General features: G+C 75.5%; 26 protein-coding genes. 13 read left to right on the top strand and 13 right to left on the bottom strand.

Annotated elements, in window-relative coordinates:
• Positions 1–192: 192 nt before the first annotated feature.
• A complete protein-coding gene (locus ACI794_RS12205; protein ID WP_456602660.1) occupies positions 193–927 on the top strand; it encodes a FadR/GntR family transcriptional regulator in 735 nt (244 codons plus the stop codon).
• A gap of 15 nt (positions 928–942) precedes the next feature.
• On the opposite strand, the gene ACI794_RS12200 is transcribed toward ACI794_RS12205, so the two are convergent.
• Positions 943–1,866 (bottom strand): M56 family metallopeptidase, encoded by a 924-nt coding sequence (locus ACI794_RS12200; RefSeq protein ID WP_456616503.1) that lies wholly within the window; start codon positions 1,864–1,866, stop codon positions 943–945.
• Between the two features lie 15 nt (positions 1,867–1,881).
• Positions 1,882–2,250: a BlaI/MecI/CopY family transcriptional regulator gene (locus tag ACI794_RS12195; protein ID WP_456616502.1), complete on the bottom strand. Its 369-nt coding sequence runs from the start codon at positions 2,248–2,250 to the stop codon at positions 1,882–1,884.
• A 112-nt stretch (positions 2,251–2,362) separates the two neighbouring features.
• Between ACI794_RS12195 and ACI794_RS12190 the strand changes: the two genes are divergently transcribed.
• The 3 genes from ACI794_RS12190 to cydC are packed head-to-tail and all read left to right on the top strand — an operon-like array spanning position 2,363 to position 8,352.
• Positions 2,363–3,943, top strand: a complete 1,581-nt coding sequence (locus ACI794_RS12190) for a cytochrome ubiquinol oxidase subunit I (protein ID WP_456616501.1) — start codon at positions 2,363–2,365, stop codon at positions 3,941–3,943.
• A gap of 30 nt (positions 3,944–3,973) precedes the next feature.
• Positions 3,974–5,017, top strand: a complete 1,044-nt coding sequence (cydB, locus tag ACI794_RS12185; protein WP_456616500.1) for a cytochrome d ubiquinol oxidase subunit II — start codon at positions 3,974–3,976, stop codon at positions 5,015–5,017.
• Positions 5,014–8,352, top strand: coding sequence for a thiol reductant ABC exporter subunit CydC (gene cydC / locus ACI794_RS12180; RefSeq protein WP_456616499.1), 3,339 nt, complete (start codon positions 5,014–5,016; stop codon positions 8,350–8,352). Before cydB ends, cydC begins: the two co-directional genes overlap by 4 nt.
• Before the next feature lie 102 nt (positions 8,353–8,454).
• On the opposite strand, the gene ACI794_RS12175 is transcribed toward cydC, so the two are convergent.
• Positions 8,455–9,084, bottom strand: a complete 630-nt coding sequence (locus tag ACI794_RS12175) for a hypothetical protein (RefSeq protein WP_456616498.1) — start codon at positions 9,082–9,084, stop codon at positions 8,455–8,457.
• Between the two features lie 19 nt (positions 9,085–9,103).
• On the opposite strand from ACI794_RS12175, the gene ACI794_RS12170 reads away from it, so the two are divergent.
• Complete coding sequence (locus ACI794_RS12170) at positions 9,104–9,334, top strand: hypothetical protein (protein ID WP_456602667.1); 231 nt, start codon at positions 9,104–9,106, stop codon at positions 9,332–9,334.
• Between the two features lie 101 nt (positions 9,335–9,435).
• On the top strand, positions 9,436–9,984 hold the full coding sequence (locus ACI794_RS12165) for a hypothetical protein (RefSeq protein WP_456602668.1): 549 nt from the start codon (positions 9,436–9,438) through the stop codon (positions 9,982–9,984).
• A gap of 56 nt (positions 9,985–10,040) precedes the next feature.
• On the opposite strand, the gene rraA is transcribed toward ACI794_RS12165, so the two are convergent.
• A complete protein-coding gene (gene rraA, locus ACI794_RS12160; RefSeq protein ID WP_456602669.1) occupies positions 10,041–10,541 on the bottom strand; it encodes a ribonuclease E activity regulator RraA in 501 nt (166 codons plus the stop codon).
• A gap of 79 nt (positions 10,542–10,620) precedes the next feature.
• Here rraA and ACI794_RS12155 point away from each other — a divergent pair, with 79 nt between their 5' ends.
• Together ACI794_RS12155 and ACI794_RS12150 are read left to right on the top strand one after the other, a co-directional pair.
• Positions 10,621–11,301, top strand: coding sequence for a GntR family transcriptional regulator (locus ACI794_RS12155; protein WP_456616497.1), 681 nt, complete (start codon positions 10,621–10,623; stop codon positions 11,299–11,301).
• Positions 11,298–12,473 (top strand): MFS transporter, encoded by a 1,176-nt coding sequence (locus ACI794_RS12150; RefSeq protein ID WP_456616496.1) that lies wholly within the window; start codon positions 11,298–11,300, stop codon positions 12,471–12,473. Before ACI794_RS12155 ends, ACI794_RS12150 begins: the two co-directional genes overlap by 4 nt.
• Before the next feature lie 14 nt (positions 12,474–12,487).
• Here ACI794_RS12150 and ACI794_RS12145 read toward each other — a convergent pair whose 3' ends face one another.
• The 3 genes from ACI794_RS12145 to ACI794_RS12135 are packed head-to-tail and all read right to left on the bottom strand — an operon-like array spanning position 12,488 to position 14,426.
• Positions 12,488–13,579, bottom strand: coding sequence for an isocitrate/isopropylmalate dehydrogenase family protein (locus tag ACI794_RS12145; protein ID WP_456602672.1), 1,092 nt, complete (start codon positions 13,577–13,579; stop codon positions 12,488–12,490).
• Positions 13,576–14,049 (bottom strand): cupin domain-containing protein, encoded by a 474-nt coding sequence (locus ACI794_RS12140; RefSeq protein WP_456602673.1) that lies wholly within the window; start codon positions 14,047–14,049, stop codon positions 13,576–13,578. The genes ACI794_RS12145 and ACI794_RS12140 overlap by 4 nt, the downstream gene beginning before the upstream one ends.
• Entirely contained in the window at positions 14,046–14,426 is a 381-nt protein-coding gene (locus ACI794_RS12135) for a putative quinol monooxygenase (RefSeq protein WP_456616495.1), read from the bottom strand. Before ACI794_RS12135 ends, ACI794_RS12140 begins: the two co-directional genes overlap by 4 nt.
• A gap of 3 nt (positions 14,427–14,429) precedes the next feature.
• Here ACI794_RS12135 and ACI794_RS12130 point away from each other — a divergent pair, with 3 nt between their 5' ends.
• Positions 14,430–15,482: an Ldh family oxidoreductase gene (locus ACI794_RS12130; protein ID WP_456616494.1), complete on the top strand. Its 1,053-nt coding sequence runs from the start codon at positions 14,430–14,432 to the stop codon at positions 15,480–15,482.
• On the top strand, positions 15,479–16,204 hold the full coding sequence (locus tag ACI794_RS12125) for a GntR family transcriptional regulator (RefSeq protein WP_456616493.1): 726 nt from the start codon (positions 15,479–15,481) through the stop codon (positions 16,202–16,204). Before ACI794_RS12130 ends, ACI794_RS12125 begins: the two co-directional genes overlap by 4 nt.
• Here the strand turns inward: ACI794_RS12125 and ACI794_RS12120 are convergent.
• The 3 genes from ACI794_RS12120 to ACI794_RS12110 all read right to left on the bottom strand — a co-directional run bounded on the left by ACI794_RS12120 (position 16,188) and on the right by ACI794_RS12110 (position 18,991).
• Entirely contained in the window at positions 16,188–16,583 is a 396-nt protein-coding gene (locus ACI794_RS12120) for a universal stress protein (protein WP_456602677.1), read from the bottom strand. The genes ACI794_RS12125 and ACI794_RS12120 overlap by 17 nt on opposite strands.
• 141 nt (positions 16,584–16,724) lie before the next feature.
• Positions 16,725–17,408, bottom strand: a complete 684-nt coding sequence (locus ACI794_RS12115) for a response regulator (protein ID WP_456602678.1) — start codon at positions 17,406–17,408, stop codon at positions 16,725–16,727.
• Positions 17,405–18,991, bottom strand: a complete 1,587-nt coding sequence (locus ACI794_RS12110) for an ATP-binding protein (protein ID WP_456616492.1) — start codon at positions 18,989–18,991, stop codon at positions 17,405–17,407. The genes ACI794_RS12115 and ACI794_RS12110 overlap by 4 nt, the downstream gene beginning before the upstream one ends.
• A gap of 225 nt (positions 18,992–19,216) precedes the next feature.
• Between ACI794_RS12110 and ACI794_RS12105 the strand changes: the two genes are divergently transcribed.
• Genes ACI794_RS12105 through ACI794_RS12095 form a run of 3 tightly spaced genes read left to right on the top strand, consistent with a single transcriptional unit; the run spans position 19,217 to position 22,325 of the window.
• Entirely contained in the window at positions 19,217–20,179 is a 963-nt protein-coding gene (locus tag ACI794_RS12105) for a Bug family tripartite tricarboxylate transporter substrate binding protein (protein ID WP_456602680.1), read from the top strand.
• Entirely contained in the window at positions 20,176–20,691 is a 516-nt protein-coding gene (locus ACI794_RS12100) for a tripartite tricarboxylate transporter TctB family protein (protein WP_456602681.1), read from the top strand. The genes ACI794_RS12105 and ACI794_RS12100 overlap by 4 nt, the downstream gene beginning before the upstream one ends.
• Positions 20,691–22,325, top strand: coding sequence for a tripartite tricarboxylate transporter permease (locus ACI794_RS12095; RefSeq protein WP_456602682.1), 1,635 nt, complete (start codon positions 20,691–20,693; stop codon positions 22,323–22,325). The genes ACI794_RS12100 and ACI794_RS12095 overlap by 1 nt, the downstream gene beginning before the upstream one ends.
• Positions 22,326–22,367: 42 nt before the next feature.
• On the opposite strand, the gene eutC is transcribed toward ACI794_RS12095, so the two are convergent.
• The 3 genes from eutC to eat are packed head-to-tail and all read right to left on the bottom strand — an operon-like array spanning position 22,368 to position 25,974.
• A complete protein-coding gene (gene eutC / locus ACI794_RS12090; RefSeq protein WP_456616491.1) occupies positions 22,368–23,102 on the bottom strand; it encodes an ethanolamine ammonia-lyase subunit EutC in 735 nt (244 codons plus the stop codon).
• The gene (locus ACI794_RS12085; protein WP_456616490.1) at positions 23,099–24,514 is read right to left on the bottom strand and encodes an ethanolamine ammonia-lyase subunit EutB; all 1,416 of its coding nucleotides are present in this window, start codon (positions 24,512–24,514) and stop codon (positions 23,099–23,101) included. The genes eutC and ACI794_RS12085 overlap by 4 nt, the downstream gene beginning before the upstream one ends.
• Positions 24,511–25,974 carry an ethanolamine permease gene (gene eat / locus ACI794_RS12080; RefSeq protein WP_456602685.1) on the bottom strand — a complete coding sequence of 488 codons (1,464 nt, stop codon included), beginning with the start codon at positions 25,972–25,974 and terminating at the stop codon, positions 24,511–24,513. The genes ACI794_RS12085 and eat overlap by 4 nt, the downstream gene beginning before the upstream one ends.
• Positions 25,975–26,011: the final 37 nt, after the last annotated feature.

Here is a 26,011-nt window from a genome sequence, read left to right as displayed (position 1 = left end):
CCCCCCCCCCCCCCCCCCCCCCCCCCCCCCCCCCCGCCCCCCCCCCCCCCCCCCGCGCCCCCCGCGGGGGGGCCCCCCGCCCCCCCCCCCCCCCCCCCCACCCCTCGGCGGACGTATGATCAACAGCGCCGAAACGCAAGCTCCCCCGCCGGGCGCCCGGGACGGGGTGGCCCTGGCAGACGAGGGGACGCAGTGGCGGAATCCGTGGCGGTGCGCGGCAGCATCGGCAAGAAGGTGCTCCGGCCACGCCAGCAGGTCGAGGACCAGATCAAGGCGGCCATCCTCTCCGGCTCGCTGCGCCCGGGCGACCGGCTGCCCGGCGAGGTCGAGCTCGCGCGGCAGTTCGCGGTCAGCCGCACCACCGTGCGCGAGGCGCTGCGGTCGCTGTCCACGCAGAACCTGATCACCACGACCCCCGGCGCCGGGGGCGGCAGCTTCGTCCGCCAGATCGACCACTCCGCGCTGCGCAGCGCCCTCGTCGACTCCGTGCACCACCTGCTGGCGCTCGGCGGGATCGAGTTCGAGGAGGTCGCGCTGGTCCGGCAGCACCTCGAGGTGCCGGCCGTCCGGCTGGCGGCCGTCCACCGCACCGAGGAGGACCTGCAGGAGCTCCGCGACGTCGTGGCCCTGCAGAAGTCCATCTCCGTGGAGGACCCGCGCGTCCCGGCGCTGGACGAGCAGTTCCACGGGGCCATCGCCCGGGCGTCGGGCAACCGGGTGCTCGCCTCGTTCGTGAGCGCGCTGCACCTGGAGACCGAACCGGTGCACTACCTGGACCTCTCCCCCGAGGTCGGGCGGACCACCGTCCGGCAGCACCAGCGGATCGTCCGCGCGCTCGCCGACCAGGACCCCGCCGCCGCCGAGGAGGCGATGATCGAGCACCTGACGTACCTGCGCGGGCACCTGCTGGCCTACCAGCAGCGCTGAGGCGCCGACCGCACCTCAGACCGCGGGGAGCAGCAGCAGCGCGGTCGGCACCAGCAGTAGCAGGACTGCGGCGGCCAGCGCCGCCGCGCGCGCCGCGGGCGGGAGCGGGTCGGCCGGCTCCAGCAGCCGGACCACCCGGGCCCGGACCCCGGGCCCGGCCACCGCGAGGGCCCCGGTCGGCACCCCGCCGGCACCCCCCGCGGCCGCGACGATCGCCTCCGCCAGCGTGCGGCGCGGAGCGGAGCCGCGCAGCGAGCCCAGGGCCACGTCGTCCGCCCGCATCTCGACCAGCTCGCGGACCGCCCCGTAGGCCCGCTCGGCCGCCGGCAGCACCGGCAGCGCCGCCTTCCAGGCCACGAAGGGCAGCAGCAGCAGGTGGTGGCGCTCGCCGAGGTGGGCCCGCTCGTGCGCGACGACGGCGGCCAGCTGGTCCCCGTCGAGCTCGGCGACCATGCCGGAGGAGAGCACCAGCAGCGGCCGGGCGCCCGGGATGCAGAAGGCCACGGGCACGGGGTGCTCGAGCAGCCGGGCGTCGGGCTCGGGGGCCGGCTGCACCACCAGCTCCAGCAGCGCCCGGTGGCGGCGCCGGGTGCGGGCGATGCGCACCCACGAGAGCACCAGCACGCCGACCAGCTCGAACGCGAGCACCCCGGCGAGGGTCAGCGCGACCCAGTGGTCACCCCGCACCGCCTCCGTCGCGGCCCGGCCGTGCAGCACCGTCCACAGCGCCTCGGGCAGCGAGTGCCCCCAGGGCGCCAGCCCGTGCACCAGCAGCGCGCCGATGATCGACAGCCCGCCGGCGAGCCCGATCGCCTGCCAGCAGAGCAGCGCGACCAGCGGGTCGCGCCGGGGCCAGGTGGCGCGGGCGAGCAGCGCGGGCACCGGCCAGGCCAGCAGCGCGGCGAGGACGGCGAGGAGCGCGGCGGTGGTGGGCAGCACCGGGCGGGTCCCGGGTCAGCCCTGAGGGGCGTCGTCGGTACCGGCGGCGGCCAGCAGGTCGCGCAGCATCCGGGCCTCGTCGGCGTCGACGGCACCGACGAAGCGGGCCAGCACGGCCTGCCGGTCGGCGGCCTGCCCCAGCACCTCGCGCATCACCTCGGCGGCGTGCTCCTCGCGGCTGGTCCGCGCCGAGAAGCGGCGCGGGCGGGCCTCGTCGTGGACGACGAAACCCTTCTGCTCCAGCCTGCTCAGCACCGTGTGGACGGTGGTCAGCGCGAGCCCGCGGTCGGCCAGCCCGTCGCGCAGCAGGGTCGCCGCCACCGGGCCGTCCGCGGCCCACAGCCGCTCCATGACGGCGCGCTCCAGCTCCCCCAGCGAGGCCATCGCTCTCCTGTCCGGCAGATCACACCCGACTCTTCTACGTGTCGTAGAAAAGGTCTTCTACGAGGCGTAGAAATGACGATGTCGATAGTAGACCGCAGAAGGGACCCGGGCCGTGGACGTCCTGGACATCGCTCGCTGGCAGTTCGGGATCACGACCGTCTACCACTTCATGATGGTCCCGCTGACCATCGGCCTGGGGATCCTGCTGGTGGTCATGCACACCACGTGGGTGCGCACCGACAACCCCGAGTGGCTCCGGATGACCCGCTTCTGGGGCAAGATCTTCCTGATCAACTTCGTCCTCGGGGTCGCCACCGGCCTGGTCCAGGAGTTCCAGTTCGGGCTGGCCTGGAGCGAGTACTCCCGCTTCGTGGGCGACGTCTTCGGCTCGCTGCTGGCCCTCGAGGCGCTGCTCGCCTTCTTCCTCGAGTCGACCTTCCTCGGCCTGTGGATCTTCGGCTGGGGCCGGATCCCGAAGAAGCTGCACCTCGCGACGCTCTGGGCGGCGGTGATCGGCTCGACGGTCAGCGCGTACTTCATCATCGCGGCCAACTCGTGGATGCAGCACCCGGTCGGGGTCGTCGCCGACGACGCGACCGGCCGGCCGGTGCAGGTCGACTTCCTCGCCGTGCTCACCAACAACACCGCGCTGGCCGCCTTCACCCACACGATCGTCGCCGCGCTCATGGTGGCCGGCGCCCTGCTGGTCGGCGTCGGGCTCTACCACCTGCGCCGGCGGAAGCTGGCCGGGAAGCCGGCCGACGAGATCGACCACGGGGTGTGGCGCCGCTCCGTCCGGATCGGCGGCTGGGTGTCCCTCGCGGCCTTCGTCCTGGTCGCGGCCACCGGCGACTGGCAGGCCAAGCTGATGTACCACCAGCAGCCGCTGAAGATGAGCTCGGCCGAGGCGCTGTGCGACACCGAGGCGCCGGCGTCCTTCTCGATCTTCGCCTGGAACAAGCTGGGCTCCAACGAGTGCGACGACGTCCACTCGATCACCGTGCCGGGCCTGCTCTCCTTCCTCGCGCACGGCGACTTCACCAGCGAGGTACCGGGCGTCAACGAGCTCCAGGAGCGGTACTCCGAGGTCTACGGCGCCACCTACCCCGACGACCCGTCGCGCTTCGGCACCCTGGCCGGGGAGCCGGTGGACTACCAGCCGGTGCTCGCGGTCACCTACTGGAGCTTCCGGCTGATGATCGGCATGGGCGCGGTCTCGGCAGGGGTGGCCGCCTACGCGCTCTGGTCGACGCGGCGCGGCCGGGTGCCGACCTCCCGGATCGGCGTGTACGGCTCGCTGGCGGCCGTGGGCGCGCCCTTCGTGGCCAACGCCTCGGGGTGGATCTTCACCGAGATGGGCCGCCAGCCCTTCGTCGTCGTCCCCAACCCGGACGTGCCGGTCGACGACCAGATCTGGTTCTTCACGGCGCAGGCGGTCTCCCCCGGGGTCACCCCCGCGGAGGTCTGGACCTCGCTGGGCGCGCTGACCCTCGTCTACGGCGTGCTCGCGGTGATCGAGCTCTGGCTGATCACCACGTTCATCCGGTCGGGCATCACCGCGGGGGACACCAGCACCACGCCGCCGATCGGCACCGGCCGGGACGACGAGCGTCGCGAGGGCCCCGACGGGGACGCCGGTGGCGCCGGCGGTGGCCGCCGCGCCGACGACGACGTCCTCCAGTTCGCCTACTGACCCCCACCGGCAGACCCCGAGGAACCCGTCATGGACCTGCAGACCCTGTGGTTCGCCGCCGTCGCCGTGCTGTGGATCGGCTTCCTGCTCCTGGAGGGCTTCGACTTCGGTGTCGCCGCGCTGCTGCCGGTGCTGGGCCGCCGGACCGCCGATCGGCACCTGATGCTGCGCAGCATCGGCCCGCTGTGGGACGGCAACGAGGTGTGGCTGATCACCGCCGCCGGAGCGGTGTTCGCCGCCTTCCCCGGCTGGTACGCCACCTGGCTACCGGCGCTGTACCTGCCGTTCGTCTTCGTGCTCTTCGGGCTGATCATCCGCGCGGTCGCCTTCGAGTGGCGGCACCAGTCGCACGACCCCCGCTGGGACGGCACCTGGACGCACGTGATCACGGTCGGGTCGCTGATCGCCGCACTCGGCGTGGGCGCGGCGCTCGGCACCACCACGCTGGGTCTCCCGATCGACGGCGACGGCATCCGCGTGGGCGGCAGCTTCGCCGGCGTGGGCTGGGCGGCGCTGCTCGGCGCGGTCGCGGTGCTCGCCTTCTCGGTGGTGCACGGCGCGCTGTTCCTGGCGCTGAAGACCGACGGCGACGTCCGGCTGCGCGCCCGGGCCTTCGCCCTGCGCTGGTCGCCGGTGGCGGCCCTGCCGCTGCTGGCCTGGGCGGGCTGGGTGCACCTGCGCGCCGGGACGTCGGTCACCGCGGTGCTGTGGGTCGTCGGCGCGCTGGCCGTCCTGGTCACCTGGGCGCGCATCCGCGTCGACCGGGAGGGCCAGGCGTTCGCCGGCTGGGCGGTGATGCTCGTCAGCTCGGCCGCGACCATCTTCGGCGCCGCCTACCCCGTCGTCGTCCCCTCGACGATCGACCCGGCCTTCGACGTGACGATCGCCGAGGCGTCGGTCAGCGACTACACGCTCACCGTGATGACGTGGGCGGCCGCCGTCGGGCTGCCGGTCGTGCTGGCCTACCAGGCGTGGACGTACTGGGTCTTCCGCAAGCGGCTGACCGCCGAGCCGCAGCACGAGGACGCCCCCCGCAGCGGGGACGCCCCCGCGCCGAGCGAGCTGCCGGCATGAGTGCCCGCGCCGACGCCCCGCGGGGCCCGCTCGCCGCGCTGGCCGGGGTGCCGGGCCTTCCCGGCGCCCTGGTCCGGGCCGCGCTGGCGGCCCTCGTCCAGGCCACCGGCCTGGTGCTCCTGGCCGCCGGGCTCGCGCACGCGGTCGCCCGCGCGAGCGGGCTCGCCGAGGGCTCCCCGACCGTGCCGCTCGCGCTCGCGGCGGCGGGCGTCGCGGTGCGGGCCGCCGCCGGCAGCCTCGGCGAGGCGGTGGCCGCCCGGGACGCGCGCCGGGCCGAGGAGGTGCTCCGCCGGCGGCTGCTGGGCCGGCTGGCCACCTCGCCCGCCGCGGTCGCCGCGGCCGGCGGGCCCGCACCGGCCGCGGTGCTCGCCACCACCCGCCTGCACGACCTCGGGCCCGCGCTGGCGAGCTACCTGCCGGCGCTCGCGCAGACGATCGTCGTGCCGCCGGCGCTGCTGCTGGCGCTGGCGTGGACCGACCTGCTCTCCGCGGTGCTCGTCGCGGCCACCCTCCCGCTCGTGCCGGTCTTCATGGTGCTGGTCGGCAAGCACACCCAGGACGCGACGGCCGGCTCCGCGCGGGCGCTGGACCGGATCGCCGCCCACGTCGCCGAGCTCGTGCGCGGCCTGCCCGTGCTCGTCGGGCTCGGCCGGGCCGCCGAGCAGACGGCCGCGCTCGCGGCGCTCGGCGAGGCGCACCGCACCCGCACGCTGTCCACGCTGCGGATCGCCTTCCTCTCCGCCCTCGTGCTCGAGCTGATCGCCACCCTCTCGGTCGCCCTCGTGGCGGTCACCGTGGGCGTCCGGCTGGTCGAGGGGCACATCGCCCTGGGCGTCGGCCTCACGGCGCTGCTGCTCGCCCCCGAGGCGTTCGCCCCGCTGCGGGCGCTCGGCGCCGCCCACCACGCCGCGGAGGACGCCGCCCTCGCCGCCGCCGAGGCGCGCGCGGTGCTGGCCGCGCCCGCCGACGCCGGCGCCGCCCCGGCGCCGGGCGACGACGACCCGCGCGGCGCCGACGTCGCGGTCGCCGGGCTGACGGTCGCCTACCCCGGCCGCACCGCGCCGGCCCTGCCGCCGACCGACCTCGTCGTCCACCCCGGGGAGCTGGTGGCGCTCCGCGGGCCCAGCGGGTCGGGCAAGTCCACGTTGCTGGCCGCCCTGGCCGGGCTCACCGACCCGGGAGCCCGCGTCGCCGGCTCGCTCGCCACCGGCGGCCCGGTCGCGGTGGTGCCCCAGTTCCCGCGCACCACCGGTGCGACCGTCGCCGACGAGCTGCGCCGGCACGCCGCCGCGGAGCCGGGCGTGGACGAGATCGTCGCCGAGGCCTACGTCGTCGAGGCGCTCGGCCGGCTCGAGGCCACCGACCTGGCCGGGCGGGCGCCGGAGTCGCTCTCCCCCGGCGAGCTGCAGCGGGTGGCGCTCGCCCGGGCCCTGGTGCGGGTCCGCCGCGGCGCCCGGCTGCTGCTGCTGGACGAGCCGACGGCGCACCTGGACGACGACGCCCGCGGGCTGGTCGCCGCCGTCCTGGCCTCGCTGCGCGGCACGGTCACCACCGTGCTGGTCACGCACGACCCGGTGCTCGCCGGCCTCGCCGACCGCACCGTCGACCTCCCCGCGCCGGCGGTCGCCGGACCTCCCGTCACAACCGCCCCCCCGGTGCGGCCGGCGCGTCCCGCCGCCGCGGACCCCGTGCCGGAGGCGACGACGCCGGCCCCCGCGGCGGGCGCCCTGCGCCGCGCGGTGCTGGCCGGGGTGCTCGCCTCCGGGGCGGGTGTGGCGCTGACGGCGGCCTCGGGCTGGCTCATCGTGCGGGCGGCGGAGATGCCCCCGGTGCTCACCCTCCTGGTCGCCACCGCCGGGGTCCGCTTCTTCGGCCTGGCCCGGGCGGTGCTCCGCTGGCTCGAGCGGCTCTCCGCCCACGACGCCGCCCTGCGGGAGGCCGCCGGCCTGCGGGTGCGGGTCTGGCGCGCGTTGGCCGCCCAGGGGCTGGCCGCCGACCGCACGCCCGGATCGGCCCTGGCCCGGGTCGTCGGCGACGTCGGCGTGGTGCAGGACCTCGGCGTGCGGGTCCGGCCCCCGCTGCTGGTCGCCGCCACGGTGCCCGCCGTCACCGTCGCGGTGCTGGCGCTGGTCGACGCCGCCGCCGCGGGCCTGGTGGCCGCCGTCCTGGCGCTCACGGTCGGCGCCGTCCTGCTCGCGCACCGCGGGCTGGACGCCGGCGCCGCCCGCGCGGAGAGCACGCTGCGCGTCGCGGCGCTGCGGGAGACCGGCACCGTGCTCGAGGGGCTGGCCGACCTGCGGGCGCACGGGCTGGCCGCCCGGGCCGCCGCGGAGCTCGACGCGGCCGCCGCGCGCCAGGGCGGCCGCGCCCGCACCCGGGACCGCGCCGCCGCCGTCGGCAACGGGCTGGTGGTGCTGGGCACCGGGCTGGCCGCGGTCCTCGGCACCGTCGTCGCCTCGGCCGGTGGGCTCGCCGGGCCCGCGCTGGCCGTGGTCGCCCTCGCGCCGCTGGCGCTGGCCGAGCCGCTGGCCGGGCTGGTCGCGGCCCTGCAGCGCCGCGGCGCCCTCGCCGACGCGCGCGCCCGCATCGACGCCGTCCTCACCGCCCCCGTCGCCGCCGAGCCCGCCGAGCCGCTGCCCGCCCCGACCCACGTCCGGTCGCTGCGCACCGAGGCGCTCGTCGCCGGCTGGCCCGGCGGACCCGACGTGCTCCGCGGGATCGACGCCCGTGCGGCGGCCGGCGAGGGGTGGCTGGTCGTGCGCGGCCCGTCGGGCACGGGCAAGTCGACGTTCCTCGCCGTGCTCATGGCCTCGCTGCGCCCCCGGGCGGGCAGCTACGCGGTCGACGACGTGCCCGCCGACCGGCTCCTCGGCGACGACCTCCGCGCCCGGCTGGCCTGGCTGCCGCAGGAGGCGCACGTCTTCGCCTCCTCCATCCGCGCCAACCTGGCGACGGCCGCACCGCGCGGCGTCCTCGGCGGGCCAGAAGGCGAGGCGCGGATGCGCGCAGCGCTGACCGCGACCGGCCTCGCCGGGCTGCTGGCCACGCTGCCCGACGGCCTGGACACCCCCGTCGGGGCGGGCGGCACGGCGCTCTCCGGCGGCGAGCGGCGGCGGCTGGCCGCGGCGCGCGCCCTGCTGGCCGACCGGGACGTGGTCCTGCTCGACGAGCCGACCGCCCACCTGGACGCCCCGACCGCCGCGGCGCTGCTGCGCGACCTGCGCGCCGCGCTCGCCGGACGGGTGGTCGTCTGCGTCACCCACGACGACGACGTCGAGCGCCCCGGCGACACGGTGCTGCACCTGGGCGAGCCGGCGGCCCGGGCGACCGCCTGAGGGGTCTGCAGGGCGCTCTCCCTCTGCCCACCCCCACGGGGCAGAGGGGGAGCGCCCCCGGCACCCCACCTGCTCCCGGCGAGGACCTCGGAGGCCCGGCGGTCAGGCGACCGGCACGTCCACCGGGATCTCCGGCCCGAGGCGGGCGCCCTGGAGCAGCGGCAGGTCGTCGCCGGACCAGAAGCTCCCGGGGTCGTAGGCGTTGAGCGGGCGGTCGCCGGGCAGCAGCCCCATCGCCGTGTAGGTGGCCGCCACCAGCTCGGCGCAGAAGACGGTCTCCGCCGCGGTCCGCCGCCGCAGCCGGCCGTTCACCCAGCCGCGCACCAGGCCGCGGGTGGTCGGGAACGGCCGCCCGTCGAGGCGGGCGATGGTCCGCAGCACGGCATCCTCCATCGCCGGGGTCACCCCGCCGTCCTCGGCCGGGCCGACGAGCTGCCGCAGCCACGCCCGCTGCCCGTACCGGCCGCGCCAGGTGAGGACGGCGTCGCGCAGGTCGTGCAGCTGGACGCCGCGCTGGTGGGTGCCGCTCCACGCGTCGGGCAGCGATTTCCCGAGCTCGGCGTGCCACAGCAGCGGGGGCAGGTCCTCCAGCACCACCGCCATGCCGACGTGGTTCACCGGCGCGTTGGTGACCGCGCGGATGGCGCGGTCGGCGAGCGAGGGGCCGCGGAAGACCCAGACGTCGCCGGTGCGCGTCAGGTCGACCGCGGCGTCCAGGGAGAGATCGGGCACGGGCCGCTACGTTACGGACGTGCGCCTCTGGAAGCTGCTCGGACTGGCCGGCCTCGCGGGAGTGACCGCCGGCGGCGTCGTGCTCGCCCGCGACGAGCGGCAGCGCCGTGCCTGCACCCCGGACGACGTGCGGGCCCGGCTGCACGAGCGGGCCGCGGCCGCCCCCGAGCCGGAGACGCCGGCCCCGGCCGCCGCCGAGCTCACCGCGGGCCGGAAGCACCGGCTGGCGCGCGTGCTGCGCCGCCGCTGAGCGTGGAGCCGCCGTGGCCGGGCCGGTCGTGCACGACCGGCATGCGGCCGGGTGCCGGGGGTAGGGACGGCGGACCCACCGCCAACTCCTGAGGAGCCGACATGGCCCGCAACACCCTCTCCCGCTCGCTGCACGACCTCGGCCTCTCCGCCTGGTTCGGCGGAACCCTGGCCAACGCGGTCGCCTTGAACGCCGCCGCGGGCGAGGCCGGCGACGACGCGGCCACCGGGCGCGTGGCCAACGCGGGCTGGGACCGCTGGACCCCGGTCAACCTCGTCGCCATCGGCGCCCACCTGGTCGGCAGCGTCGGCCAGCTGCAGGCGAACAGGCAGCGCGTGGCCGCCCAGGAGGGCGTCGCCGGGATGTCGACCCTCAAGACCCTCGTCACCGCCGCGGCGCTGGGCGCCACCGCGTACAGCCGGGTGCTCGGGCAGCGCATCTCGGACGCGGGCTCGGTGCCCTCGAAGTCCGGCACCCGGCCCAGCAAGCTCACCAAGGCCGCGCGGGCCGACCTCGCCGCCGCCCAGCAACAGCTCGACACGCTGCAGTGGGTCATCCCGGCCCTCACCGGCGCGCTCGTCGCGATCAGCTCCTACGCCGGTGAGCAGCAGCGGCCGAGCGAGGTGGCCAGGGGCGTCTCCGCCCGCTGACCGGAGGTCCCCGGCCGGCGCGGCACCCTTCCCGCGCCGGCCGGGGACCGGCCTGCTCAGGACGCCGCGGGAGCCTCGGGCAGGACGACGATCCCGTCGCGGTCGGCGCAGAGCCACTCGCCGTCACGGAACACCACACCGGCGAAGGCCACCGGGACGCCGGCGCGGCCCGAGTGCAGACCTCGCTGGCTCTTGCGCGGCATGGCCGCCAGCGCCCGGACGCCGAGCGGCTGCCCGGCCAGCTCGTCGGCGTCCCGGATGCACCCGTTGACGACGATCCCGGCCCAGCCGTTGGTCGCCGCGGAGACCGCCAGGTTGCCGCCGACCAGCCCGCACCGTCGCGACCCGCCTCCGTCGACGACCAGCACCCGCCCCTCGCCCGGGCCCTCGACGGCCTCCTTGACCAGGGTGTTGTCCTCGAAGACCTTCACGGTCGCGATGCGCCCGCTGAAGGCGACGGCCCCGCCGAAGATCTGGAAGACCGGATCGCAGACCTGCGCCTCCGGGTGGGCGTCGGAGACGTCGGTCGTCGCGGGGTTGCCCGTCGGGTCGGTCATCTGGTCGCTCGCTCTCGGGTCGGCGTCATGGGACCTCTCGCAGCACCGTTATAGCCTATAACGCAACGAGAGGAGACCGATGAGCGACGCCGGCGCGGAGTACGCGACCAAGAGCGACCTCGCCTACACACGGGTCCGCGGCTTGATCCTGTCGGGGGAGCTGGCCCCGGGGGACGTCCTTCCGCAGGCCGCGCTGGCCCGCACGATCGGGATGAGCACCACTCCCCTGCGCGAGGCGCTGCGACGGTTGAAGCAGGAGGGGCTGGTCGAGCTCGACGCGCACCGGGACGCGCGGGTGCGGCCGCTGGAGGCCGCCGAGGCCCGCGACCTGCTGGAGCTCCGGCAGACCCTCGACCCGCTCGCGGCCTCGCTGGCCGCCCGCCGCCGCACCGACGAGGACCTGACTGAGCTGCGGGCGGCGCTGGACGGGCTGGAGACGCTGAGCGCCTCCCCCTCGGTGGGCGAGCTGGAGAGCCACCACCGATTCCACGCCGCCATCCACCGCGCCTCGCGGAACGCGCTGCTCGTGCAGACCCTCGACGGGCTCTGGGTGAAGACGGACCGCTACCGCAGGCACGGCCTCGAAGCCGGTCGCAGCGACGAGGAGCGCGCCGCCCGGGCCACCGAGCACCGGCTGCTCTACGAGGCCGTCCGCGACGGCGACGCCGAGGCCGCCGGGGAGCTGATGCGCCGCCACGTCGACACCAGCCTGGGCGCCCGGTCGCTGGGCCGCCTGGGCAACCCCGAGCCGCCGCGGTGACCGCCCCGGGGCGCCGCGTGCTGGGCCTGCTCCTGCTGCACTCCGCACTCACCCAGGTCATCACCTTCGTGCTCCGCCCGACCTCGGCCTACCGCGCCCTCGAGCTCGACGTCCCCACCGCCTGGCTGGGCGCGCTCACCGCCTCCTTCGCCGTCGTCCCGCTGCTCCTGGCGGTGCCGTCCGGGCAGGCGACCGACCGGTTCGGCGAGCGACGGGTGACGCTGGTCGGCGCCGTGCTCCTGGCGCTCTCCGGCGCGGTCTTCGCCACCGGCCGGGGCGGCGCCGCCGGGCTCGTGCTGGGCAGCGTCGTGCTGGGCACGGGCCACCTGCTGTCGGTGGTCGGCCAGCAGGCCGCCGTCGCCAACACCGCCGGGCCCGGCCGCTTCGACACGGCCTTCGGCTACTACACCTTCGCGGCCTCGCTGGGCCAGGCCATCGGTCCCGCGCTCATCACGCTCATCGGAGGGGACGGCGCCCTGCCCGACACCACCCCCATCTTCCTGACGGCCACGGCGCTGGGGGTCGTCCTGCTGCTCTGCACGGCGTTCCTGCGCCTGCCTGGCCGGGAGATCGCCGGCGGCCCGGCCGAGAACGGCGGCATGGCGACCCTGCTGCGGCTGCCGGGGCTGCTCCGCGCGCTGCTGGTCAGCTGCGTCGTCCTGGCCGCCGTCGACATCACCCTCGTCTACCTGCCGGCCCTCGGTGCCGACCGCGGGCTGGCCGCCGGGGTGGTCGGGCTGCTGCTCACGCTGCGCGCGGTCGCCTCGATGACCTCCCGGTTGTTCCTCGGCCGGCTCGTGGCGCGGGTCGGCCGCCGCCGGCTGATGGTCACGAGCGTGGCGCTCTCCGCGGTCTCGATGGCGGTGCTCGCCGCGCCGCTGCCGGTGGTCGCCATGACGGTGGTGGTGGTCCTGCTCGGACTGGGCCTCGGGGTCGGCCAGCCGCTCACCATGTCCTGGCTCGCCGAGGTGGCGCCGTCGGGGCTCCGTGGACGCGCGATGTCCCTCCGGCTCACCGGCAACCGGCTCGGCCAGGTGCTCATCCCCAGCACCGTGGGGCTCGTCGCCGCGGGAGTGGGTGCCGCCGGCGTGCTGTGCGCGACCGCCGCAGCGCTCGCGGTGGTGGGGGTCGCCGCCCGGCGGCTCGCCGTGGACGGCGGCCGCAGCACGTGAGGGCGGCCGCGGGGTCAGCGCGCGGGCGGCCCGGCGACCCGCACCACGACGTCGTCGGTGAACTCCTCGGTCGAGGCGCCGCCGCCGAGGTCGCGGGTGCTCACGCCCGCCCGCACGGCCGCCCGGACGCCCTCCTCGATCCGCACCGCGGCGTCGGCCGCCCGCTCGTCGCCGTACCGGGTGGCCAGCCAGTCCAGGAGCATGGCGGCGGACAACATCATCGCGACGGGGTTGGCCAGTCCCTGACCGGCGATATCGGGCGCTGAGCCGTGCGCGGCCTGGGCCATGCACCGGTCGTCCGAGGCGTTGACCGACGGGGCGATGCCGAGCGAGCCGGCCAGCTCACCGGCCAGGTCCGACAGGATGTCGCCGAACATGTTCTCCGCCACGACGACGTCGAAGTCGGCCGCCCGGCGCAGCAGGTGCACCGTCATGGCGTCGACGTGGACGTCGTCGACCTCGACGTCGGGGTAGCCCTCGGCCACCTCGAGGCAGACCTGCTTGAACAGGCCGGAGCTCAGCCGGAGCACGTTCGCCTTGTGCACGATCGTCAGCCGCTTGCGGCGCCGGCGGGCCAGCGCGAACGCGGTGTGCGCGATGCGCTCGATCGCCGGCCGGGTGAAGACGCCCATCGCGATCGCGACGTCCGCCGTCGGCATGTACTCGCCGGTGCCGGCATGCGTGTTGCGGTCGGCGTAGAAGCCCTCGGTGTTCTCGCGGACCACCACCAGGTCGGTGTCCGGTGCGATCGCGCGACCACCCTCGAAGGCGCGCGCCGGCCGGATGTTGGCGTAGAGGTCGAAGCGCTTGCGGATGGCGCCACTGGGATTGAGCGCCGACCGGTGCGGCTCGGGGTAGGCGGCGCTGTCGTGCGGCCCCAGCAGCCAGCCGTCGAGGCCCGCGAGCGCCTCCACGGTGGCAGCCGGGATGGCGCTGCCGTGCTGCTCGATGGCCGATGCCCCCAGGGGCAGCTCCTGCCAGGCGACGGGCTCGGCCCCGGCGGCGGCCAGGGCCGCGTCGACCACGCGCACCGAGGCGGGGACGATCTCCGGACCGATGCCGTCGCCGGGCATCAGGCCGAGCCGGTAGGAGCGGCCGGCGGTCACGACCGGCTCGCGCCGTCGCCCGGGCGCACGGGGCCGGCGCCGCGGTCGCTGTCCGACAGGTGCTCGAAGGTCTCGCCCGTGGCGGTGACGGTGCGGGTGACGTCGCGGCCGCCGTAGACCCAGTAGATGGTCATCGGCCCGTCGCCGCGGTTGCGGAAGCAGTGCGGGACGCCGGCGGGGACCCAGGTCGCCTGGCCGGCGACCAGGTCGAACTCGTCGTCGCCGACGACGGCCGTCGCCTCGCCCGCGAACACGAGGACGGTCTCCTCCACGTTGTGCGAGTGCAGCGGGATGCCCGTGCCGGGCGAGAAGACCGTCATCCCGGTGGTGACGCGGTTGTGCTCGCAGTTCCACCTGCCGACGAACGGAATCGTCGCGACTCCGTTGCCGCGGTCGAAGCGCTCGATGTCGTCGGGGCGCAGCACCATCGACGGCGGGACGGGCTGGGCGCGGTCGCCCCCGGCGCTCACGCCGCCACCTCGGCGCTGTGCGAGACCAGCAGCTGCCCCGGGGTGTTCACCTGCTCGGCGAGCACCTCGCCGGCGATCATGCGCCACTGCGCGAAGTGCGGCGCCCGCTTGTGCGCCTCGAACGCCCCCGCGTCGGTGTAGAGCTCGTAGAGCAGGAAGCGGTGCTCGTCGCCCTCGACCGCGCAGACGTCGAATCGCAGGCAACCCGGTTCCTCGCGCACCGACGCCTCCGCGTTGGCCGCCATCCCCGCGAGGAACTCCTCCCGCTTCCCCGGCCGGACCTGCATCTGCACCACCAGGCTGAACATGCGCGCCTCCTCGTCGTCCCGCTGTATACAGCTTGTATACAGTACGGCCAGCCGAGGAGAGAGGGGCACGCGATGACCGACCGGATCCACCCCGGGGACCTGCGGACGTTCGGCACCCGGGTGCTCGCCGCGCTCGGCGTGCCCGAGGACGACGGCGCCCTGGTGTCCGACAGCCTGGTGCAGGCCGACCTGTGGGGTCACCAGTCGCACGGGTTCCTGCGGCTGCCCTGGTACGCCGCCCGGCTGCGCTCCGGCGCGATGCGCGCGGTCACCGATCCGGCCGTCCTCTCCGACACCGGCCCCCTGGTGCTGCTCGACGGGCGCGACGGCATCGGCCAGGTGCTGGCCGACCGCGCCCGCGCCCTGGCCACCGCGCGCGCCCGCACCCACGGCGTCGGTGTCGTCGGCGTGCGGAACTCCAACCACTTCGGTACGGCCATGTACTTCACCCGCCGGGCCGCCCACGACGGGTTCGTCGCCCTCCTCACCACCAACGCCAGCCCGGCGATGGCCCCGTGGGGTGGCCGGGAGAAGGTGCTCGGCACCAACCCGTGGTCGATCGCCGCACCCGCGCCGGACGGGCGGGTCGTGGCCGTCGACATCGCCAACACCGCGGTCGCCCGCGGCAAGCTCCACCTGGCGCAGAGCCGTGGCGAGGCCATTCCCGACGACTGGGCGCTCACCGCGGACGGCGCGCCGACGACGGACCCGGCGGAGGGGGTGCTCGGCGTGATCCTCCCGATGGCCGGCCACAAGGGCTACGCGATCACCTTCCTCGTGGACGTGCTCTCCGGTGCCCTCACCGGGAGCGCCGTGGGCACCGGCGTGCACGGCCCCTACGAGCCCGAGGCGCGCAGCGGGTGCGGGCACCTGTTCCTGGCCCTCGACCCGGCGGCGTTCGGTGACCCCGCCGGCTACGAGGAGCGGGTCCGGCAGCTGATCGGCGAGGTGCGGTCCGTACCGCTGGCGCAGGGCGTCGACGAGGTGTTCCTGCCAGGGGAGGTCGAGGACCGCGCCGAAGCGGCGGCCCTCGCCGCCGGGGGCGTGCAGCTCGCCGACGGCGCGCTGGCCGGGCTCCGGGAGCTGGCCGGCGCGACCGGCGTCCCGGTCGAGGGCCTGCCGTGACGGGCCCGGGCCCCGGCGAGGCCAGCAAGGCCGACCTGGTCCACCGGCAGCTCAAGGAGGAGATCGAGCTGGGCGAGCTCGCCCCCGGCACGCCCCTCTCGGAGCTGTGGCTGGTCGAGCGCACCGGTGCCTCCCGCACCCCCGTCCGGGAGGCGTTGCGGCGGCTGGCGGCGGAGGGGCTGGTCGACCTGGCACCGCGGCAGGGCGCCCGCGTCTCGCGGGTGTCCCTGCAGAGCGTCCGCGACCTGTTCGACTTCCGCGCGCTGCTGGAGCCGGCCGCGATCCGCCAGGCCACCGAGGCGGCGGCCGCCGACCCCGAGCTGCGCCGGGTGTTCACCGGGATGCGCAACGAGTTCGCCCGCACGGTGCGCCGGGTGCCGTCGCTGGCCCGGTCCCGGGCCTTCTACGCGCTGGCCGACCGGTTCGACTGGGCCATCATCGGCGCCACCCGCAACGAGCACCTGCGGCGCACCATCGCCGAGCTGCGGCCGCACACCGCCCGCCTGCGCAACCTCTCCCACGTCGATCCCCAGCGGGTGGAGGTCTCCGTCACCGAGCACCTGCGGATGTGCGACGCGCTGCTGGCCGGCGACGCCGACGAGGCGGCGGCCGCCGTCGCCGACCACCTCGCGCAGAGCTTGGCGACGATCTTCCGCAACCTCGGCCGGGGCCCCGCGGAGGGTGTCGAGCTGCTCGGCGAGACCCTCAGCGGGCGGCCTTGACCGCCAGCACCGGGCAGTTGGCGTCGAGCAGGATCCGCTGCGCCTGGCTGCCGGTGATGAGCTTCCCCGTGGGGGTGCGCCGGCGCAGGCCGATGACGATCATGCTGGCCCGGAGCCGGTCGGCGGTCTCCACGAGCTCCTCGGACGCCTCGTGGCCGCCCACCTGCTGGGCGATCTCGTAGACGCAGCCGGAGCGCTCCAGCTCCGCCCGCACGGCGGCCAGCGCCTCCGGCGAGGCGAACCGGTTGTCCACCAGCGAGTCCCCGCGGGAGGTGTTGACGACGTGCAGCGGCTCGTCCCGCAGCCGCGCCTCGCGGATGGCGGTGGCCAGGGCTGCTTCGCCCTCGGGGGTCGGCACGTAGCCCACGACGATGGTCATGGGCGGAGCCTGCCCGATCCGGCGGCGCACGTCTGCATTGCGCGCCTAACGGTCCTTTCGGTCGTTGCGTCAGCACAGGTCGTTGCGTCAGCACAGGTCGTTGCGTCGGCACAGGTCGCTGCGTCAGCACAGGCGGTTGCGTCAGCGCGGCCGCGAGGTGAAGCGGCGCTCCGGCCGCCCCGCCGTCCCGTACCGCTGCCGGACGACGGCCTCCTGCTGGGCGACGAGCTGCTCGAGGTAGCGGCGGGCGCTCACGCGGGCGAGGCCGGTGCGCTCGCTGCACTCGGACGCCGAGAGCCCCTCGGCGTCCGCGGCCCGCAGCGCCGACCGCACCAGCTCCAGCGTCTCCGGGGCGATCCCCTTGGGGGTGCGCACCGGCGCCGGTTCGGCGCCGCGGGCACCGCCGAAGACCCGGTCGACGTCCTCCTGGGCCGCGTGCTCCAGGGTGTCGATCTCCGCCCGGAGGCGGGCGAAGTCGCGCAGCCGCGTCTCGAAGGCCCGCCGGTCGAAGGGCTTCACCAGGTAGTGCAGGACACCGCCGTGCAGGGCGCTGCGGATGCTGTCCACGTCGCGCGCCGCGCTGATCACCATCACGTCGACCGACGACCCGGCCGAACGCAGGCTGCGCAGCACCTCGAGGCCGGTCATGTCGGGCAGGTAGACGTCGAGGAGCACCAGGTCGGGGGCCAGCTCCGCGACGGCGGCCAGGGCGTCGGCGCCGGTGGCGGCGGTGCCGACCACCTCGAAGCCGTCGACCGCTGCGACGAACCCGGCGTGGACCTTCGCGACCATGAAGTCGTCGTCGACGATGAGGACGCCGATCACGGGGCGACCAGCGCCGGCTCGGCGGGGAGGCGGGCGGTGAAGGTGCTGACCCCGTCTGCGGTGGCCGTCACGCCACCGCCCCGCCGCGCGCAGGCCAGCTGCACGACCGACAGGCCGATGCCCCGCTCGCGCGAGCCGGCGGACTTGGTCGACACCCCCCGGCGGAAGACCTCGCGCTCCATCCCGGCCGGGACACCCGGGCCCGAGTCGCGCACGACCACCTCCACCTCGCCGTCGACCAGGCCGAGCGCGACCTCCACCCACGGGGAACGGGACCCCGTGGCGGCGTCCAGGGCGTTGTCCACCAGGTTGCCGACCACGGTGGCGACGTCGGCGCTGAGGTCGCCGTCGAGGACTGGGAGATCGGAGTCGGCCGCGATGCGGAGCTCGACGCCCAGCTCGGTGGCCTGGCTGACCTTGGCGATGAGCAGCGCCGCCACCGAGGGGTCGTGCACCGCCTCGGTGACCGCGCCGGTGAGCTCCGAGCGGCTGGAGCTGATCCGGTGGACGAACCGCACCGCCTCGTCTGCCTCCCCGAGCTCGATCAGGCCCGCGATCGTGTGCAGCCGGTTGCTGAACTCGTGGGCCTGGGCGCGCAGCGTGTCGGTGACGTGCCGGGTGAGGTCGAGCTCCCGGCGGAGCTCGAGCAGCTCCGTGCGGTCGCGCAGGGTCGCGACCGAGCCGATCGGCCGTCCGCGGCTGGCGATCGGCAGCCGGTTCACGACCACCACGCGCCCCGCGCTGGCGACCGCCCGGTCGCGCTCCACCTCGCCCGACAGCAGGGCGTCGCGCATCTCCTCCCCCACCCCGAGCTCCTCGAGGGTGCGGCCGAGGGCGTCGCCGGGGATGTGCAGCAGCCGGATCGCCTCGTCACTGACGAGCGTGACGCGGCCGCGCAGGTCCAGCCCGACCACGCCCTCGCGGATGCCGTGGAGCATGGCGTCGCGGTGCTCCACCAGGCCGGTGATCTCGGCCGGCTCGAGGCCGAGGGTCTGCCGCTTGACCCGCCGGGCCACCAGGAGCGAGCCACCGATGCCCAGGGCGCTGGCCAGGCCGAGGTAGGTCAGCAGGTTGGGGGCCGCGGCGGCGAGGCTGTCCAGCACCGAGGGGTACTGACGGGTGACCGCCACGAACCCGGCGACCTCCCGGCGCGGCCCGGCGAGCACCGGCGCCATCGCGACCGCCGCCGGGGCGCCGCCGACCTCCCGCTCCCCCACCCAGGCCCTGCCCCGGAGCACCGTGCTGTCCCCGAGCGGGAAGCGGGCGCCCAGCTGGGCGGGGTCGGCGCTGGCCAGCACCGTGCCGTCGGCGTCGGCCACCACGACCGAGGCCGAGCCCGAGACGCTGCGGGTGCTCTCGGCCGCCACCCGGACGTAGGCCACCGCGCCGCCCTCGACCGCCTCGCGGAAGATCCGGGCGTTGGCCAGCGTCTCGGCGACCGAGAGCGCCCGCCCGCCCTCGACCTCCTGCGCGCGCTTCGCGGACTGCGCCACGGTGACGGCGGTGACGCCGACGAGGACGACGCAGATGATGACCACCTGCAGGGCCAGCAGCTGGCCGGCCAGCGAGAGCCGCCGGGGCACGGTTCCTCCTGAGGGTCGGGTGGGGCGCGGACGGCGCCCTGGGGCACCCCAGCACGTGTCCACCGGCACGGTGACCGTGGACACAACGACCACAAAGCTCAATGCGCACGCAAGCGTGACACGGAGCACGCCGGTTCCCATCGTCCTCTCTGACGGCGTCCCCGCCGACCCCACCAGGAGGTACACATGCGTACTGCTTCCCTTCGCAGATTGACGTTCGGCGCCGTGGCTGCCGGGCTCGTGCTCACCGGCTGCGGCACCACGGCCGAGGGCGGCTCCGCCGCGGCCGGCGCCGACGGCCCGATCGAGGGGCTTCGGGTGCTGGTGCCGAACTCGGCCGGCAGCGGCTACGACACCACGGCGCGCACCGTCGCGCAGGTGATGGAGACCAACGACCTCGCCTCCTCCATCGAGGTGTTCAACCTCGAGGGCGCCGGCGGGACGGTCGGCCTGCAGCGCCTCGTCAACGAGGAGGGCAACGCCGACATGCTCATGCAGATGGGCCTCGGCGTCGTCGGCGCGCAGTACAGCAACCAGTCCGAGGCCACCCTGGACCAGACCACGCCGGTGGCGCGGCTGATCGAGGAGGCCGAGGCGATCGTCGTCCCCGCCGACTCCCCGTACCAGACGCTCGACGAGCTGGTCCAGGCGTGGAAGGCCGACCCGGGCAACGTCCCCGTCGGCGGCGCCTCCAACCCCGGCGGCCCCGACCACCTGACGCCGATGCTGCTGGCCGAGGAGGTCGGGATCGACCCGACCACCGTCAACTACGTCTCCTACGACGGCGGCGGCGAGCTGCTGGCCGGCATCCTGGGCTCGCAGATCGCCTTCGGCGCAACCGGCGTCGGCGAGATCGCCGAGTCGGCCGCGAGCGGCGACGTCCGGGTGCTCGCGGTGACCACCGAGGAGCCCGTCGAGGGCATCGACGCCCCCACGCTGACCGAGGAGGGCGTGGACCTGGTCTTCACCAACTGGCGCGGCCTGGTGGCGCCCCCCGGCCTGGACGAGGAGCAGACGCAGCGGCTGGTCGACGCGGTGACCGAGATGCAGGGCACCGAGGAGTGGCAGCAGGCCCTCGAGGACAACGGCTGGGGCGACGCCTTCCTCGCCGGTGACGAGTTCGAGCAGTTCCTCGGCGAGGAGAGCGAGCGCGTGCAGACCGTGCTCAGCGAGCTGGGGCTGGCGTGAGCTCGGCCGCCCCCCACGAGGGACGGCAGGGGCAGGGCCGCTCCGAGCTCGGCGTGGCCCTGTTCCTGGGCGCCCTCGGCGTCCTGGTCGTCGTGCAGGCCTTCCTCCTGCCGGAGAGCCTCATCGCCCGGGGCCCGGTGGGCCCCCGGACGGTGCCCCTCGTGGTGGGCGGCCTCCTCCTCGTCGTCGCGGTGGTCCTCGCCGTCGACATCCTCCGGGGTGGACGCGGCGAACCCGAGGGCGGTGAGGACATCGACCTCACCGGCCGCAGCGACTGGCGGACGATCGCCGTCCTCGTCGCCGCCTTCCTCGCCAACGCGCTGCTCATCGAGCCGCTCGGCTGGCCGGTGTCCGGGGCGATCCTCTTCTGGGGCTCGGCCTTCGCCCTCGGCAGCCGGCACTACGTCCGCGACGCCGTGATCGCCGTCGTCCTCTCGGTCGGCAGCTGGTACCTGTTCGTCCTCGGCCTGGGCATCGCCCTGCCGGTCGGCGTCCTGGAGGGGATCCTCTGATGGAGGCGTTCGGCGACCTGCTCGGCGGGTTCGGCACGGCCCTCACGCCGACCAACCTGATGTTCGCGCTGCTCGGCGTGCTCCTCGGCACCGCGATCGGCGTCCTGCCGGGCATCGGCCCGGCCATGACGGTGGCGCTCCTGCTGCCGCTCACCTTCGGCCTGGAGCCCGTCCCCGCGCTGATCATGTTCGCCGGGATCTACTACGGCGGCATGTACGGCGGGTCCACCACGTCGATCCTGCTCAACACCCCGGGTGAGAGCTCCTCCGTGGTGACCGCCATCGAGGGCAACAAGATGGCCCGGAAGGGCCGGGCCTCCCAGGCGCTGGCCACCGCGGCCCTCGGCTCCTTCGTGGCCGGCACGATCGCCACGCTGCTGCTGGCCCTCCTCGCGCCCACGGTGGCCCGGCTGGCCATCGAGATCGCCCCGCCGGACTACTTCGCCGTCATGGTGCTGGCGTTCATCGCGGTGACCTCGGTCCTGGGCAGCTCCCGCGTCCGCGGGCTGGCCTCGCTCGGGCTCGGGCTGACGATCGGGCTCATCGGCATCGACGCGACCTCCGGTCAGCAGCGGCTGACCTTCGGCATCCCCGAACTGGCCGACGGCATCGACGTCGTGGTGGTCGCCGTCGGCCTCTTCGCCGTCGGTGAGGCGCTGTGGACCGCGGCGCACCTCCGCCGTCGCCCGCTCGAGGTCATCCCCGTCGGCGGGGCGCGGATGAGCCGGTCGGACCTCAGCCGCTCGTGGAAGCCGTGGCTGCGCGGCACCGCGATCGGGTTCCCCTTCGGGGCCGTGCCCGCCGGCGGTGCGGAGATCCCGACCTTCCTCTCCTACGTGACCGAGAAGAAGCTCTCCAAGCACCCGGAGGAGTTCGGCCACGGCGCGATCGAGGGCGTGGCCGGCCCGGAGGCCACCAACAACGCCTCCGCCGCCGGCGGCCTGGTGCCGCTGCTGACCCTGGGCATCCCCACGACCGCGACCGCGGCGGTCATCATCGCCGCGCTCGAGAGCTACGGGATCCGGCCCGGGCCGCTGCTCTTCGAGAACGAGCCCGAGCTGGTCTGGGGCCTGATCGCCAGCCTCTTCATCGGCAACGCGGCGCTGCTGCTGCTGAACCTGCCGCTGGCGCCCTACTGGGCGAAGCTGCTGCAGATCCCGCGCCCCTACCTGTACGCGGGCATCCTGTTCTTCTCCAGCCTCGGGGCCTACGCCGCGAACGCCTCGCCGTTCGACCTGTTCCTGCTGCTAGGGATCGGCGCGCTCGGCTTCATGATGCGGCGGTACGGGCTGCCGGTGCTGCCGGCGATCATCGGTGTGATCCTCGGACCCTTCGCCGAGGAGGAGCTGCGGCAGGCGCTGCAGATCAGCAACGGCGACCCGGCCGGGCTGATCACGCCGATCTCCATGGTCGTCCTCGCGATCGTGGTGCTGATCCTGACCTGGCCCCTGGTCCGCCGGCTGCTCCCCCAGAAGGCCACCGTCCCCCTGTTCTCCGACGCGGTGCACGAGATCGACGAGGCGCACGGCCACCACGGGCTCACGACCGCGGTCTCTGTGCCGCGGGAGCGGCACGGGGACGACGACCCCGGCGAGACGCCCTCGCGGCGGGACCCCGGGGAGCCGGGCTCCTGACCGCACCGACCCCTCGAGGGCCCCGCGTCCCCGCCCCGCCGTTCAGCCGGCGCCGGACGGGAGCGCGGGGCCCTCGTCCTTGAGCACGACCCCGGAGGCCCCGAGCTCCCGGGCCGCCGCCAGCAGCCGCACCACCACGTCGGCCGCCTCCGCGTACCCCAGCCCGTGCGGCGGCCGGACGTTCGAGACGCAGTTGCGCTCGCTGTCGGCCCGGCCCGGCCGCGGGTCCCAGGTGAGGTAGACGCCGAGGGAGTCCGCCGAGGAGAGCCCCGGCCGCTCGCCGATGACCACCAGCACCACCCGGGCGCCCAGCGCCGCGCCGATCTCGTCGCCGAGCGCCACCCGCGCCTGCGTCGCGAGCACCACCGGGCCCACCGACCAGCCGGCCAGCCGGTCGAGCAGCGCCCGCGTCAGCGCGGCCCCGTGCTCGTGCACCGCCCGCGGGGAGAGCCCGTCGGCCAGAACGATCGCGACGTCGGCCCCCGCCGGCGCGAGCGCGCACCCCGGAGCCAGCCGCCGGCCGAGGTCGGGGCGCTGCAGGTACTCGGCGCGGTCGGCCACCGCGGAGCGCACCTCGATCACCGGCACCCCGTCCAGCCCGGCGCGCACGACCGCCGGGTCGAGCGGCGCGTGCACCGCGTCCCGGGCGACCGCGTGCGCCAGCCGGAACTCCAGCTCCCGGGCGGTCGGCAGCCCGTCGCCGGCCCGGCCCAGCGCCACCCGGGCCCGGGTCGCCGCGCGCAGCACCGCCCACGGGTCGTTGCCGGTGATGCTCATGCCCGGGCCGCCGCGAGCAGCGCCTTCGCCGCGGGGGCGTCCGGGGTCAGCGCCCGCACCCGCCCGTCGCCGTCCAGCAGGTCCATGCGGGTCAGCCACGCCTCGAACTCCGGGGCCGGTCGCAGCCCGAGCACCCGCCGGGCGGTGAGGACGTCGGAGAAGGAGAGCGACTGGTAGTGCAGCATCACGTCGTCGGAGCCGGGGACGGCGATGACGAACGAGCAGCCGGCCACCCCGAGCAGCAGGGTCAGGGTGTCGGTGTCGTCGGCGTCGACCTCGGCGTGGTTGGTGTAGCAGACGTCCACCCCCATCGGCAGGCCGAGCAGCTTGCCGCAGAAGTGGTCCTCCAGCCCGGCGCGGACCACCTGCTTGCCGTCGTAGAGGTACTCCGGCCCGATGAACCCGACGACGGTGTTCACCAGCAGCGGCTCGAAGTGCCGGGCCACCGCGTACGCCCTCGCCTCGAGGGTCTGCTGGTCCACCGGCCGCCCGTCGACCCCGCGGTGGGCGTCGGCCGAGAGCGCCGACCCCTGCCCCGTCTCGAAGTAGGTGACGTTGCGCCCGACGGTGCCGCGGCCGAGCTCCAGCGCGCCCGCGCGCGCCTCGGCGAGCAGGTCCAGCGTCACGCCGAAGCCGCGGTTGGCCGCCTGCGTGCCGGCGACGGACTGGAAGACCAGGTCGACCGGCGCCCCTTGCTCCATCGCCCGCAGCGTGGTGGTCACGTGCGCCAGCACGCAGGACTGGGTGGGGATCTCGTAGCGGCGGATGACCGCGTCGACCAGTTCCAGGAGGGCGACCGTCCGGGCCGGCGAGTCGGTGGCCGGGTTGATGCCGATGACCGCGTCACCGGAGCCCTGCAGCAGCCCGTCGACGATCGACGCCGTCACCCCCACCGGGTCGTCGGTGGGGTGGTTGGGCTGCAGCCGGGAGGCCAGCCGCCCGGGCAGGCCCAGGGTGCTGCGCAGCCCGGTGACCACCCGCGCGCGGCGCCCCACCGCGACCAGGTCGGCGTTGCGCATCAGCTTCGAGGTCGCCGCGACCATCTCGGGGGTGAGCCCGCGGGCCAGCGCGCTGATGGAGGTCTCGTCACCCTCGGCCGCCCAGGTCAGCAGCTCGTCTCGGAACTCCCCCACGGTCAGCCCGGCCACCGGGGCGAACGCGACCCGGTCGTGCGTGTCGAGGATCAGCCGGGTGACGTCGTCCTCCTCGTAGCCCACCACCTGCTCCTCCAGGAAGGTGGCCAGGGGCAGGTCGGCCAGCACCACCTGGGCGGCCACCCGCTCCGCGGCCGACTCGGCGGCGCACCCGGCGAGCACGTCACCGGAGCGGGCCGGTGTCGCCTTGGCCAGCAGGTCCGACAGCGAGCGGAACTCGTACGTGTGCCCGCCCAGGGTCGTGCGGCGCACGGTCATCGCACCTCCTCCTCGGCCGCGGCGAGCAGCTCGAACTCCTCCTCGGGGGCGGAGGCGACGAGGTGGTGGCGGCTGTAGAGGGCGAAGTAGCCGAGGAAGACCGCGTAGGCGCCGAGGGTCCACAGCGCGGCGACCTCGTCGACGAGGAAGGTGGCGACGACGGCGGCCGCCGCGAGCACCAGCGCGACGCCGGTGGTGACCGTGCCGCCCGGCGTCCGGTACGGCCGGGGCAGGTCGGGCTCCCGTCGGCGCAGCACGATGTGGCTGACCATCATCAGCACGTAGGAGACCGTGGCGCCGAAGACGGCCATGTTGAGCAGCATCGCCCCCTGGCCGCTGAGCGAGAGCACGAAGCCGATCGCACCGGGCACGAGCAGCGCCAGCACCGGGGCCTTGCGGCCGTTGGTCACCGACAGCGCGCGGGGCAGGTAACCGGCGCGGGAGAGCGCGAAGGTCTGCCGCGAGTAGGCGTAGATGATCGAGAAGAAGCTGGCCACCAGCCCGAAGAGCCCGGCGTAGTTCACCACCGTGACCAGCGTCGACGCCGAGCCGGCGATCTGCAGCGCCTCGACCGGCGGGTTGCCGCTGGCCGACATCGCCTCCGACCCCCCGGCGCCCGCGGTGAAGACCAGCATGAGCAGGGCCAGCACCAGCAGCAGGCCCATGGCGGCGACGATGCCGCGCGGCATGGCCCGGGCCGGGTCGCGGGCCTCCTCCGAGGCCAGGGGCACGCACTCCACCGCCAGGAAGAACCAGATGGCGAACGGGAACGCCGCCCAGATGCCCATCAGGCCGAAGGGCAGGAAGTCCGAGGCGCCGGCGGCGTCGGTGGGCGCGATGTCGAGCAGGTTGGCCGGGTCGAACGCCGGGATCGCCCCGAACAGGTAGACCACCAGCCCGGCGACGGCGATGCCCGCGATGACGAGCATGACCTTCAGCGCCTCGCCCACCCCCATGAGGTGGATGCCGATGAACAGCGCGTACACGGCCAGGTAGACCCACCAGCCGTCGGTGATCCCGAACAGCCCGAGGGACTCCACGTAGGCGCCGATGAAGGTGGCGATGGCAGCCGGGGCGATGGCGTACTCGATGAGCACCGCGACGCCGGTGGCGTACCCGCCCCAGGGGCCGAGCGCCCGGCGGGCGAAGGTGTAGCCACCGCCGGCGGTCGGCAGGGCCGAGCCCAGCTCGGCGAGGCCGAAGACCATCGCCGAGTACATGACCGCCATGAGGAGGACGGCGATCAGCAGCCCGCCGAAGCCGCCCTCGGCGAGGCCGAAGTTCCAGCCCGCGTAGTCACCGGAGATGACCGCGGCGACGCCGAGCCCGGCGAGCAGCACCCAACCCGCCGTCCCGGTGCGCAACTGCCGCTTCTGGTGGTAGCCGGCGGCCACCGTCTCCGCCTCCACCCCGTGCCGGGTGACGGGCCGGGCAGGGCGTACGCGTGGTTCAGCGGTCATGGCCGGCCTCCGGGTGAGCCCCCGCAGGTCGGGTGGG

The sequence above is a fragment of the Blastococcus sp. SYSU DS0541 genome, from assembly GCF_054050875.1.
Note: the sequence above shows the minus strand (reverse complement) of the source record. Positions and strands in the feature narration are given on the sequence as shown.